Below are 13,140 nucleotides of genomic sequence, written 5' to 3'. Positions count from 1 at the left end.
TTCGAGTTCGTAAAACAGAGGTGCCAATGGACAGGCCGGTGAGTACGTGCGTTAAGAATAAGCCACAAAAAAGTACCATATCCTGTGAGGTGTTTTTGTCGCCGGATCGTACCTGGCTGCAACACGCGTGGCAGAGCCTTGAAGAGCGGTGCCATCCCGTCTTTTTTTTATCATGGCATTGGATCGGTTGCTGGCTTGACTGCTTCGTACGCCACTTTTACGTCATTGAAGCCCGTATCGAGGGCAGGACGGTCGGGCTGGGGGTCATTGTCAGTCCTCAGGGACGTCCGTCCAGATTTCATTTTGCAAAGCAATATTATTTGCACCGAACCGGCGATGATTCGCTGGATCAAATCTGGATCGAATATAACGACTTTCTGCTGGAACCAGCAGTCGCAGATGCAGTTCGGGAAAAAATGCTGGCCACCTTGATGGCAGAAGTGGTCGGTGACGGGGTGTTATCTGTTGGCGCCTGCTACCGGGACACGTTCACATGTGCTACACCCGATCTGGATCGTCATCAGATTTGGGCAACAAGCGCGTACTCTGTGGATTTTACGGCATACCGGGCCAAAGGCCTGACCCCTTCGCAGGCGCTTTCCCGCAGCGCCCGGTATCAGATTCGTCGCAGCCTGCGTGAGTATGAATCCCTTGGCCCGCTGACGGTCACCCAAGCCCTTACGGTTAAAGACGCGCTGTGCTTTTTTGAGTTGGCGCGTCCATTGCATATAAAACGATGGGGAAGCCAGCCCGGTCAGAGCGGATTTGTGAATGACGGCTTCAGGCAATTTCATCAGACCCTGATCTCTCGGGGCATTGAAGACGGCTCTGTCGCTATTTACAAGGTGATGGCAGGCCAGACGCTGATATCGGTTATGTACAATTTTCACTGGCAGAATCAGGTGTATTTTTATCTCTGTGCCTTGAACTATGAGATAGAAGGCTGCCACAGCAAACCGGGCTTAGTTTCTCATTACTTATTGATTAACGATGCGTTTGAACAGGGTTTTGACGGATACGATTTCATGGGTGGCTTTTCAAGATATAAGAAAACGTTCGCCAACCACGAAACCGAGCTGGCAATTTACCACATCCGTCAGAACCGACTGCGTGTCCGACTGGAACATACCCTGCGTGCCATCAAGCAGCAGTTTGTGACAGACGAGCAATCCAGCGCATCGCATCCGGATTAACAGGGATTTGTAAGAGGTGAGGTATGAACCGGGCAGAACGACATCCATTCAGAGCGTTAGTACTTGGTGATGACACTCGCAGCTTCCTGTCTGTTGTGCGGTCTTTGGGTAAGGCCGGGTATGATGTTCATGTGGTTTGCTTTGATCGAACCAGTCCGGCACTGGCGAGCAAATACATTACGACTGCGAAGTTTTACAACTACCAGGCTTACTCACAACAGGAATGGCAGGACGCCGTATTTCGCCTGATTGAGCGCTACCAGTTCGACATTGTGCTGCCGTGCGACGAGCGGGCTATGTACCCCTTATGGCAGAACAGAGAAAAGCTGCCGGCACACACACGCCTTGCCGTTGCTAACGAGCAGGCGATGGAGGTGCTGTTTGATAAGTGGAAAACCAAGCAGGCAGCGTTGGAGTGCGGGGTACCGGTTGCAAAAGGAAAGCTGGTGAATCTGGCAGACTCGTCTTATCAGGCACTGGCGGAAGAATTTGGTGAGCGCTTTGTGATTAAACCGCTCCAGTCATTTAAAGAGCAGGCATTAAGTCGTCGTCAGAATGTAGCTATCGTCAGCAACTGTAAAGAATTTGGACAGTTGGCTGCGGGCTCTGAGCCAGTCATGGTGGAGGCGTTTTTTGCCGGTTTTGGCGAAGGTGTTTCCGTCTTGTCGGTTAACGGCAAGGTGCATTCGGCTTTTTCCCATCGCCGTGCGGCAGAGCCTGAACGAGGAGGCGGCAGCTCTTACCGGGTGAGTATTGCCACTGATCCCGAACAACTGGCCGCCGTCGAGGCCATGTGTCAGGCCACGCAGTTTACCGGGGTGGCGATGTTCGAATTTCGCCGCGGATTACCGGAAAAGCAGGAGCAGCCATCGGCATGGATCCTGGTTGAAGTGAATGCCCGTTTTTGGGGCTCACTTCCTCTGGCTGTTTTTTGCGGGATGGACTTCCCGGCATGGTATGCCAATTACCTGATGATGGGCACTTTGCCGTCTGATGATCAAACACATTATCGGAGTGGCTACTATGCCCGTGCACTGACGGCAGATTTGTACGAGTTGCGTCGGGAAATGGCCAGTTGCCACGGCAAAACCCGTTTGCTGAAAAAGCTGTTCTCCCGACTGGCAGATGGCCACCGGCTTCTGCTGGGTAAAGAGAAAATTGACAGCTTCTCGCTGACAGATCCACTCCCTTTTGTCCGGGAAGGCGTGAAAATTGGTGCTGAGTTGGCCGCGGCGGTTACCCGACGGTTCCCGGTGTTGCTGAAAGGACGTTGTCTGATAACGCGTTACCGGCTGAAGAAGCTATTTCGGAGCAATCCGCACCGCCGTATTCTGTTTGTTTGCTACGGCAACATCATGCGCAGCCCCTTTGCTGAACAGGTCTGCCGCCAGGCGGTCGAACAGCTGAATACCGGCAGTGGTGTTGAATCATTCGGGTTTCACACCCCTGAAGATAGGCAAAGTCCGGCGGAGGCACGACAGGCCGCGCTACAACTCAACTACAACCTTGAAGATCATCGTTCCAAATGCCTGAGGCAGTGTGATCTGGAAGACAGCGACGTGGTGTTTATTTTTGATGAAAAGAACCATGCCGTCATCACTGCCAGCTATCACGTACCCAATGCTTTTTATCTGAGTGATTTACAGCCGTTCTGGAACCGGACCGCCGGTGAAGTCGCCGACCCGTACGGGCTGGGACTGGAGGGCGTGAGAAACTGTTACCGTCAGATTGAGCAGTGTATTTCACGCTTATCGAAGGACATCATCAGCAAGGGAGGGGCTTATGAGCGCTAAATTGGCTGTCGTGATTCATGCTGAAGAAGAGTTTGACTGGAACGGAGGATTCTGTCGCTTCAATGACAGCGTGACTCACCATCAGGAACTGATCGTTTTAATTCGGGAAATGCTGCAAATCGGCGCAAAAGTCACGCTTGCGATGGATTACCCGTTTGTCACCAGTGCCGGTGGTCAGCAGGTTATAAATACCTTCCGTGATCAGGCTGGCGAGGCGATTGAGTTTGCTGCCCATCTTCATCCCTGGGTGAATCCGCCCTATCTGGAGACCGGGGAAGATGGGGTGGCCAGTGAGCTGGAATCCTATCCCGGAAACTTATCGGCTGAACTGGAATTTGAAAAAATTCAGGTGTTGTCTCATGCCATAAAACGGGAAACCGGTTTATCTCCGGTTACTTATCTGGCTGGCCGGTATGGCATTGGTCCGAATACGCGGCGTATTTTGCAACGGCTGGGCTACCGTGTGGATTTGAGCATCAGTGCGTTCAGTAATTTTACCCATCAACAAGGGCCGGACTTCAGTACGTTCAACAACCGTATGTTCCAACAAGATCAGATAACGTATCTGCCGCATACCTGCAGCCGCATGTCAGCGTTTCCCTGGGCAAGTAAAACGTTGAATGATCATCCCACGTTACTGACGGGGCAGGACTTCACGACCAGAGTGGTACGTAAAATGCTTGGGGTAAGAACATACCGCTTGTCACCGGAAGGGGTGCCGTTGAAAGATTTAATAGCGGCTGCCAGACACCAGTTAAAGCTTGGTCACCACCAGTTGGTGTTGTCGTTTCATTCGCCAACCGTAAAGCCGGGGATGACGCCTTATGTCTCGTCGGCGGATGAATACCAGACATTCCGCGCTACGACACTGGACTTTATCGAGTGGTTTAACCGGTTGCCCGACAGCGAAATGTTTTTACCAGCCAGCCTTGCGCATCATGGAGGATGTTATGCCTAACACACTATCTCCGTTTTTTTCTGTCATCATTCCCACGCGAAACAGACCGGACCTGATGGCTGTGGCATTGAAATCCGTCTTACAGCAGGACTTTACCGCGCTTGAGGTTGTTATCGTCAATGACGGAAGCGATCAACAGTATTTGCCGCACTATGACGCGATTGTGGCTCAGGCTGATGCGCGTGTGCGTTTTTGCTCGCTGGTACAGCGTCCGCAGGGGCATGGCTCAAGCTATTCACGTAACCATGGTGTTGCTATTGCCAGTGGTGAATATATCTGTTTTCTGGACGATGATGATTACTGGACGGACGACGGCTATCTGAGCCGAGTGTATAAAAACCTGACACACGATCCGCAGGCAGACTTATATTTTTCGAATCAGAAAGCGTTTTTCTCCAATGGAGAGCAGAAAACAGGCACTGTCTGGATCGAGGATCTCCGGGATTCACTGGAGCTGGCAGAGAAACCAGACGGGATCGCTTATCCTGTCACGCTGGAGCAGTTGATTACCAGCGATGGTTTTGCGCACCTCAATTGTTCTGTTTATAAAAAGGCGTTTTTTCATCAGATTAACGGGTTTGATGAAAACCTGCGGTACGAAAGTGATCGTGATTTATATATTCGTGCGATTGACGCCGCCAGGAAAATCTACTTTGACCCCCGTTTTATGGCCTACCACAACATTCCGGACAAATCGAAAGCGGATAACGTGTCGACATTGGTTTCTACGCTGGAGAAGAAGCTCTTTCAGCTGCGAATTTATGACAAGGGCATTATCAACAGTAAACACGATGCGATGGTGGAGCATTGCCAGTATGGCAAGAGTGTTCAGTTAAAAGTCATTGCGGAAACGCTGCATCAACAACGCGATGCTCACCGCGCGGCATATTATGCGTGGCAGGGACTGGCAGCCAGATTCACGGCGAAGTGGCTGCTTTTTTCTGTGTACCTCTCATGCCGGAAACTATTTCAGCGCAAGGACAAATGGGTATTGAGCGAAAAAGGAGTTTGATCATGGAAGCAATAAAAGACGCGATACAAAAAGTGCGGCTTCTCGCCCCTAAACAGCATGTGCTGTTAATCAGCCATATGCGTGCCAATACCAGTCTGGTCGGGCACCTGATTGGCAGCCATGAAGACATTTCCGGCTATTACGAAATGCATATTGGGTACTACAGCTGGAAAAGCCTGATTAATCAAAAGTTTTTGTTTCATGAGCAGAACAGGACCGAGCCAGTAACCGATTTTTATTTTGATAAAGTGCTTCATAATGAACATTTTACAAGCCGCGACGTCTTGTGTCGGGATAACGTGAAGCTGCTGGTAGCGCTGCGGGAACCGAAGGCGACAATCAAAAGTATTGTGAAGCTGTACAGTGCGAAAAATCCGGAACATCCTTGTGCAACGCCAAAAGGGGCCGCGCAATATTACCTGGACCGGGTGCGTTATATTACTGATCTAATTCTCAGCCTTGGTAATGACCAAAACTATTATTACTACGATGCGGACGATATTATCCAACATCCCAAACGCGTGCTTGGCGAGATGAAAGAGTTTTTGGGAATCGATCGTGCATTTGAAGCCACGTATCGTAAGTTTGAAAAAACCGGCCATCGGTTTGCCGGTGACTCCTCAGAAAACATCCATGCAGGCGTCATTGTGAAAAAATCACCGGATACCTCTGTTCTCGACTTGGACAATGAGTTGTTGATGAGCTGTCAGGATGCCTATCATCTCTGCCGTGAAAAGCTCATCCAGCATTCATGGAAGGCGTGACGGCTGAAAACAACGGGCACTGTCGTAAATGGCACCCAAGTAGGCGGTGCCATTTTTTATGGGGTTGCCACAGTAATCGGAAAAGTTACCTGCGCTCCGACGGGCATTCACGGAATGATCCAACAGGGGTTCCGGGTTCACCAGAGTAAAATCACCGGACTCTGGCGCGGCATACACCGCCTTCAGGGAATTCTTGCCTGTCCAGTAGGACAGCGGGGCGATGAAGTTGTTGGTCTGATGGCTGAGTGCGCCGTCCCTTTCCCGGATTTTTCCGTTCATGACATTGTTGTACACCTCGGCCTTTGACTGAGGAAAACGCACATCGATGCCCGCGGTGTGATACAGAATATTATTGTTTATCGTGACATCTTTAGCCGTTTGGCTGTATATCCCGACATCATTGCAATGCAGAATAATATTGTTGCGCATTACCGCCTGACTGACTTCAAATTCAGCCTGATCCCGGCGCTGTTTCTGATGCATACCGCCACCGCCGAAAGAAAGGCCAACCCGACTTCCGGGATACTGGGTCTGACTGGTGTTACAAATGATCAGATTCTGTTCAAACACGCCGTACAGTGAGCCTCCTTTCATATAAGCCCCGTAGCTCACTTTATTGCCACCGGTCTTGATGAAATCATGAATGAGGTTTTGTCTGACTTTCCAGCCGCTGCCATGGTCGAGATTAATCGGGGTTACCGAGGCATTGGTCTTTCGTGGCTGATGCATGCCGAAGCGGTTTCTTTCAATAATGCCATAATCCGGGAACTGTCCTTTCAGCTGATTGACCTTAATCGCAGCATTGAAATCATAAAACTGGTTGTTACGAATTATGGTGTGGCTGGCTGCCCCGACAATATGCAAGGCGTGGTCGCAGCGGGAATGTTGCGCACAGATACCCTGAAAGTTGATGCCTTCAATGTACCAGTGAGGCTGATCAATCATAAAGCCTTCAAGTGAATTGAGTTTGAGCGTTACCCCTCCCGGTGTTTCAGAACGTAAATAGATCGGATTGGAGGCTGTCGGGCGGCTCTGGCTAATGGCAAAGCGTTTGCCGCTTAGTCGGTATTCGCCATCTGAAATCACGATAGCTTGCCCGGGCTGAGCCTGTTTTATCGCTAGCAGCAATGCATTGGCGTCACTCACGCGTACCGTTTCGCGTGGCTGGAATTCGTCTGTGGAAAAGGTTGTCGCCGGGCCTACAGTCGGCCAGCGCTCAGGGGTTATTTCGGGAATGAACGTTGCCGGAAAATAATCTGCAGCGCTGACATTACTGACGAGCCCGCTCAGCAGCGAAGAGGCCAGGGGAATGTGGGGTTGTAGCCGGGCAGACAGCGAATGTATTGCTTGAGGAAAACTGGGGCTTTCCAAAAATACCGTGGTTACTGCTTTATACCCGACATACAGAAAGGTGGCATTGGCAAGAATCCCGCAAACCAGCAGGTATTTTTTAAAGAATGCTTTCATATATCAAATCCCTGATACGCATGCTGTCAGCTCTTGCATAAGTATGGGCTGAGATATGGACAGGGCACAAAAAAATATTAGTGACTAGAAATTAAATTGGGGGTTCTTTTGTTCTGTGCCATGCTTATTTGAAACGGCTTGACCGACATTCACCATGAATTCAGCAATTTGTTTCTTTCGAACGGAGGCATTATGAAAGAAGAGCGAGCTGAAATATTTAACAAATTTATTCAATGGTATGGTCGTGGCCAGCACAAAAAAGTATTTTCCGGCCTGGTAAATGCAAGGCATTACACCATTTACTGGTGAGCAAGGAGTCAGGGATGGCTTTTTCAGAACGCGATGGCTTAATGCAGGGAGCAAAGTGGGCACTGATAGCCAACTGGTATGCCCGCAGTATCGGCCTGGTCAATACCATTATCCTTCTAAAACTGCTTAAACCCGAAGATTTCGGCATCGCCGCGCTGTCCACATTCTTTGTTTCGTTATTTGCCGCTTTTTCCCATGTCGGTATCGGTCACTTTGTCATCAGTTCAGACTCTATGTCTAAACAGGAACTCGACAGCATCTGGTCGCTGGGTTTGGCCGTCAAATGTGTTTCAGCCATATTGCTTTTTTTCTCCGCCGGGTTCATTGCTGACTATGTCAATAAACCCGAAATGGAGGCGGTTATCCATGTTGTGGCAATTTTGCCGCTCATTTCCGGGCTCAGAAATGTCGCACTGGATGTGGCCGAAAAAAATTACCACTTTAAGCGTATTCTGGCAGCAAACATGATTGGTAAAACAATAGGTACTGTTGTGTCTATCATGCTGGCTATTTACCTGGAGTCCTACTGGGCGCTGATTATCGGGGTAATAGTGATTGCGCTGTCTGAAACCGTCACGGGTTATATCCTGTTTCCTTACCGGCCACGGCTGACCGCCTCGCACTGGTCAACGCAATGGACATTCTCGAAATGGCTCTATTTATCCGCCATTTTTGGATACATGCGATCGCGCATTGATGTGCTGATATTGGGGAACATCGTCGACAGCCGCAGTATAGGGTTATACAACATCGCCACGGAATTTGCCTGGCTGCCTTTTATGCAGCTGGTGGGGCCGATGAATCATGGTTTTTTTGCAGTGGTGTCCCGGGTACAGAACGAGGTGGCTGATTTTTATTACCGCATAGTGAAACAGATGAGTCTGAATATGCTCATTTTAGTGCCGTGCGGGATTGGACTTATCGCCATTGCTGAACCGTTCTCCGGTATTGTGCTCGGCGAAGAATGGCGGGATGCCGCGCCGCTATTGCAATGTATGGCGGGGTTAGTGATTGTCATGTCTTCGCATGGCTTGATGTGTTCCATTCTCACGGTCAAAAAGCAGCTGAAAGTCATCATTGCTTCAGACGCCATTATCATTGTGTCCATTTTTGTTGTGTTCACGACATACCATGATGCCGGGATTGAGCAACTGGCTCAGCTCAGGTTTGCCATTGGTGCAGGTTTCTTTCTCTGGCTGTTGATGCTGCAACGGTTTGTTATTGGCATTAAAGCGCATGATTTACTGTTCCTGTATCTGACGCCGGCGGTTTCTGGTCTTGTCATGTACCTGATGGTGGTCCAGACCATGGCGATGTTTCCGTCAGAGATGTGGCAGCTCTGTGTGGGAGTGTTAACCGGCATGGTTGTCTATATCCCTTGTATGCTGTTGCTGGCTTACAGTTTTCGTCGCTGGTTTCCGTATTACTGGGAATGTTGTGAGTTCGTGCTTCGACTGATCCGCAGAAACCGACCGGCAATGGCGGTGAAAGGAGGGTGAATGGAATCCCTGTTGTTTTTGTTTTTCCTGGTGCTGTTTGTCTGGATTACCTACCTTTCTTTTCAGGATGATCAAAAAGGCGATGGCGAATGAGAGACATCATTTTTTTCTCTGTAGTCTGTGCATTGTTGCTGTTTGCCGTTCGGCGTCCATACATCGCCGTATCGCTCTGGCTTTGGACGGGGATTTTTGTACCCGCTTACTGGCTTTACGGTTTTGCCAAAGGCCTCAGTTTTAATTCCCTGTTCGCACTGCTGACCATTCTGGTTTATATCGTTTATCCCCGAAAGGATCCGGTAAAAATAACCACCACGTTTGTTATTACCTTCCTCTTTTGTTTGCACGTTACCATTACCAGTATCACCACCGTTGCCTTGCCAGATTTTGTCTGGAGCGAGTGGGTCAAGTTTTTCAAAATTGTCCTGTTAATGGTCTTTATTATTCTGATTATTCGTGACCGGAATCATTTCAAGTACCTGTGTACGGTTTTTGTGTTTTCGTTGGGGGTAATGGGGGTGATTGAAGGGCTGAAATTCTTTTCCTCGGCAGGTTCCCATCACATTAAAGGCCCGGACAACCACATTCTTTCCGATAACAATCACTTCGCCCTTGTGCTGTGTATGATTATTCCCATCACTATTTATCTGCTGTCGCAGTACAAGGAAAAATATATTCGCCTGACGATGATTGGCGTGCTGGTGCTCTGTGTGATGTCAATTCTGGGCACACAGTCACGGGGAGGATTTATCGGCCTGAGCTGCATCAGCTTTTTCTTCTGGATGCGCAGCAAACGTAAGCTGCTTACCATTGTCGGGTTTTTAATTGTGGCTGCGGTGGCATCACAATTTCTGACGGATAAATGGTTCAATCGGATGAATACGATTGAGAATGCGGATCAGGATGGCTCTTTCATGATCCGGGTGAAAGCCTGGAAGATGTACACCTTGATGGCCATGGAACGGCCGTTAGTCGGAGGCGGATTCAGGGCAATGCAGCACGGTCATGTCTGGCGGTCAGTTGCGCCGAATTTTTCTAAACTGTCCTTTATTAAATCCCCTGAACCCGGAGAAAAAGGCTGGGCCGCCCACAGTATTTATTTTCAGGTGCTGGGTGACCATGGTTTTCTGGGGCTGTTTCTGTTCCTGTGCGTGATTGCATCGGCGATTTTTTCGCTCCGCAATATCATGAAGAAGGTTCAAGACATTGAAGGTGCCAGGTGGCAAGCGGAATTAGCAAAGATGATGCAGCTGTCCATTATCGCATTCTGTGTCGGGGGCGCGGCATTATCACTGCCATATTTCGAGGTCATCTGGGTGTTCATTGCGATGACTATCGCTCTGAAAAACTCGGCCCTGGCATCGGTTGCAGCCGAAACGCAACGGAAAAAAGCCCAGAAACCTGACCAGGAAGCCATACCTGCCCCAGCGATGTCGGGTAACGCAGGCAGACAGTATATGAAGTGAAGCAGCCCGCCTGGCGGCGGTTTGCAATTTACGATGCATATTTGCTGTGGCGTTTCAATTTGGTCTGCTATTGCCCTGAAAACCGGGCAAACTAGAGGCGGTAAAACTGGTATTTTTCTTGCGTTAAGCCTGGTACTCAACCACGCTTAAATTGTTGTACTTCTTTGTTGTATTTATTTGTGGTTGTTATCACTGGTTTGTCTGTAACGGGCTGGCTGATGCTAACTGGCGATGGCCCCTATTAATGGCTCTTTATTGGACGACTGCTTATTTGACGACAGGAGGCCTGTTCCATGATAGTCAGATCGCGCTCACCGCTTCGTCTCGGGCTTGCCGGGGGAGGCACAGACCTTTCACCATATTGCGACCGATATGGCGGCTGTGTACTGAATGCAACAATTGATATGTATGCCCACTGTACCATCGAGATGGATGAGGCATTCAGCTATGCGTCATTTATCGCTCAGGATCTTAACCGACAGGTGGATGTTGATCTGACCGGTGCGATACCGCTTGAGGGTGACCTCATGCTCCACAAAGCCGTGTATAACCGGGTGGTGACCCAGTTTAATCAGGGACAACCGCTTCCTGTTAAGGTTTACACCCATTGCGATGCGCCTCCGGGCAGCGGGCTCGGCTCGTCGTCCACACTGGTTGTAACTATGATCAGCGCCTACCAGAAATTACTGAACCTGCCTTTGGGTGAATACGACATTGCACAGCTTGCGTATGATGTTGAACGTATTGACTGCCAGCTGTCCGGTGGGCGCCAGGATCAGTATGCCACCACGTTTGGCGGGTTTAACTTTATGGAGTTCTACGACAATAATCGGGTCCTGGTCAATCCGCTGCGCATTCGGCGTTCTATCCTCAATGAGCTGGAGTCACAGCTGATGCTGTACTTTACCGGGGTGTCTCGTTCCTCTGCCAAGATTATTGATGATCAGGTCAGAACGACCAACAGTAACGCAGAAAAGCCACTTCAGGCGATGCATGATGTGAAAAAACTGGCATTTGAGATGAAAGAGCGCCTGTTGCATTCAGACATTTCAGGTATGTCAGATTTGTTCCGTTCGTCCTGGCTGGCAAAGAAAGCGACGTCGAATTCTATTTCCACGCCATTAATTGAACAAATCGAAGACCGAGCCATGAGTGCCGGCGCGAAATCTCTCAAAATCTCCGGTGCCGGTGGTGGCGGATTCATGATGCTGTTTGTCGATCCACTCAAACGCCTCGCCGTTGAATCAGCGCTGGCCGATCTTGAAGGGTCAATTCATCCGTTTAAGTTTACCCAGGAAGGAACACAGTCATGGAAGGTTTAAGCTATTTTACGCACAGCATTGCTGATTCAATGGCCGTTAAACAGCGCTTGCTGGAATCCCCGGCAGTGATGAGTACCCTTGCGGATGTGGCCGAACTGTGTCTGGCGGCTTATCGCCGGGGAAACAAAATCATTCTGGCCGGTAACGGCGGGAGTGCGGCTGACGCGCAGCATATTGCTGCCGAATTTGTCAGCCGGTTTAATTTTGATCGCCCGGGTCTGCCATCACTGGCACTGACGACCGACACCTCGATTCTGACGGCTATCGGCAATGATTACGGTTTCGAAAAGCTGTTCGAACGTCAACTCCAGGCAAACGGTCAGCCGGGTGATGTGTTCATCGGGATTTCTACATCGGGTAACTCTGCCAATATTTTACGCGCGATGGAATATGCCCGTGAGCATGACATCATTTCAGTGGGTTTGGCCGGGCAGGGCGGAGCTATTCAGGAAAGCTGCGATTACTGTATCAGTGTGCCATCCGGTGATACGCCGAGAATACAGGAATGCCACATTTTGATTGGTCACATGATTTGCGGGTACGTTGAGAAGGAGTATTTCTATGACCGACCATGACGATGAAAGAGACGTGGTTGCCGTCGTGCTTTGCGGCGGTTTAGGCACCCGATTAGGGACTCTGACTCAGGAAACCCCTAAGCCCATGATGGATGTCGCCGGGCGTCCGTTTATCGAGCGGGTGCTCGACAATCTGGTGGAACAAAATGTCAGTCGGATCGTGCTGGCAGTCTCCTACCTGAGGGAAATTATTCAGGCGCATTTTGGTGATACTTATCGCAATGTGCCGATTGACTACAGTGTGGAAGATAAGCCCTTGGGAACGGGGGGCGCGATTGCTCATGCTATCTGTTCGCTGGGGCTGGAAAATAAAACCCTGCTGGTTGTGAACGGGGACAGTTACTGTGAGTTCGACCTCAATGGCATGTACAAGCAACTGACAGACGCAGATATTGTCATGGTGACAAAATACCTCTATGACACCAGCCGTTACGGCACGACTCAGTTGGATAACCGGGGTTATGTCACCGGGTTTCAGGAGAAAAAACAGAGTTTCTCCGGATATATCAATGCCGGAATTTACCTGCTCAGAGCATCAATTTTCAGTCGGGCACCGGAAGGTAAATTTTCTTTTGAACAGACCTATCTGGAGCAGGCAGCAGATCGCCATATCTGCCTGGCGAGCCAAATCTCGGACAGTTATTTTATCGATATCGGCATTTTCGACGATTATAAGCTCGCGAACGCGTACTTTAGTCAGCATGACCAGATGCATTTCAGTTAACACTGTGTCATGGGGTTATGCTGAGTCATGGGATAGCTCTGCGTCATGGGATAACTCTGTG

General features: G+C 49.7%; 11 protein-coding genes. 10 read left to right on the top strand and 1 reads right to left on the bottom strand.

The window, feature by feature from the left end; genetic code table 11:
- Nucleotides 1–95 precede the first annotated feature (95 nt).
- Genes FH974_RS09880 through FH974_RS09860 form a run of 5 tightly spaced genes read left to right on the top strand, consistent with a single transcriptional unit; the run spans nucleotide 96 to nucleotide 5,720 of the window.
- A complete protein-coding gene (locus tag FH974_RS09880; RefSeq protein ID WP_169776010.1) occupies nucleotides 96–1,193 on the top strand; it encodes a GNAT family N-acetyltransferase in 1,098 nt (365 codons plus the stop codon).
- Between the two features lie 23 nt (nucleotides 1,194–1,216).
- Nucleotides 1,217–2,986 (top strand): arsenate reductase/protein-tyrosine-phosphatase family protein, encoded by a 1,770-nt coding sequence (locus FH974_RS09875; protein ID WP_047884167.1) that lies wholly within the window; start codon nucleotides 1,217–1,219, stop codon nucleotides 2,984–2,986.
- Nucleotides 2,976–3,944: a polysaccharide deacetylase family protein gene (locus tag FH974_RS09870; RefSeq protein WP_053061735.1), complete on the top strand. Its 969-nt coding sequence runs from the start codon at nucleotides 2,976–2,978 to the stop codon at nucleotides 3,942–3,944. The genes FH974_RS09875 and FH974_RS09870 overlap by 11 nt, the downstream gene beginning before the upstream one ends.
- The gene (locus FH974_RS09865) at nucleotides 3,937–4,956 is read left to right on the top strand and encodes a glycosyltransferase family 2 protein (protein WP_053061736.1); all 1,020 of its coding nucleotides are present in this window, start codon (nucleotides 3,937–3,939) and stop codon (nucleotides 4,954–4,956) included. Before FH974_RS09870 ends, FH974_RS09865 begins: the two co-directional genes overlap by 8 nt.
- A 2-nt stretch (nucleotides 4,957–4,958) precedes the next feature.
- A complete protein-coding gene (locus tag FH974_RS09860; RefSeq protein WP_047884168.1) occupies nucleotides 4,959–5,720 on the top strand; it encodes a sulfotransferase family protein in 762 nt (253 codons plus the stop codon).
- Here FH974_RS09860 and FH974_RS09855 read toward each other — a convergent pair.
- Nucleotides 5,706–7,187: a polysaccharide lyase domain-containing protein gene (locus FH974_RS09855; protein ID WP_053061737.1), complete on the bottom strand. Its 1,482-nt coding sequence runs from the start codon at nucleotides 7,185–7,187 to the stop codon at nucleotides 5,706–5,708. The genes FH974_RS09860 and FH974_RS09855 overlap by 15 nt on opposite strands.
- 323 nt (nucleotides 7,188–7,510) lie before the next feature.
- On the opposite strand from FH974_RS09855, the gene FH974_RS09850 reads away from it, so the two are divergent.
- The 5 genes from FH974_RS09850 to FH974_RS09830 all read left to right on the top strand — a co-directional run bounded on the left by FH974_RS09850 (nucleotide 7,511) and on the right by FH974_RS09830 (nucleotide 13,079).
- The gene (locus FH974_RS09850; protein WP_047884169.1) at nucleotides 7,511–8,995 is read left to right on the top strand and encodes an oligosaccharide flippase family protein; all 1,485 of its coding nucleotides are present in this window, start codon (nucleotides 7,511–7,513) and stop codon (nucleotides 8,993–8,995) included.
- A gap of 89 nt (nucleotides 8,996–9,084) precedes the next feature.
- Nucleotides 9,085–10,458: a putative O-glycosylation ligase, exosortase A system-associated gene (locus FH974_RS09845; protein ID WP_207103243.1), complete on the top strand. Its 1,374-nt coding sequence runs from the start codon at nucleotides 9,085–9,087 to the stop codon at nucleotides 10,456–10,458.
- A 293-nt stretch (nucleotides 10,459–10,751) separates the two neighbouring features.
- Nucleotides 10,752–11,780: a GHMP family kinase ATP-binding protein gene (locus tag FH974_RS09840; protein ID WP_207103242.1), complete on the top strand. Its 1,029-nt coding sequence runs from the start codon at nucleotides 10,752–10,754 to the stop codon at nucleotides 11,778–11,780.
- Complete coding sequence (locus tag FH974_RS09835) at nucleotides 11,768–12,355, top strand: D-sedoheptulose 7-phosphate isomerase (protein WP_047884172.1); 588 nt, start codon at nucleotides 11,768–11,770, stop codon at nucleotides 12,353–12,355. Before FH974_RS09840 ends, FH974_RS09835 begins: the two co-directional genes overlap by 13 nt.
- Nucleotides 12,342–13,079 (top strand): nucleotidyltransferase family protein, encoded by a 738-nt coding sequence (locus FH974_RS09830; RefSeq protein ID WP_053061738.1) that lies wholly within the window; start codon nucleotides 12,342–12,344, stop codon nucleotides 13,077–13,079. The genes FH974_RS09835 and FH974_RS09830 overlap by 14 nt, the downstream gene beginning before the upstream one ends.
- Nucleotides 13,080–13,140 lie beyond the last annotated feature (61 nt).

It is taken from the genome of Photobacterium ganghwense (genome assembly GCF_017329545.1).
In the GTDB taxonomy this organism is placed as follows: Bacteria; Pseudomonadota; Gammaproteobacteria; order Enterobacterales; family Vibrionaceae; genus Photobacterium; species Photobacterium ganghwense.
The sequence above is the reverse complement of the archived record's forward strand: the minus strand, read 5'-3'. Positions and strand labels throughout refer to the sequence as shown.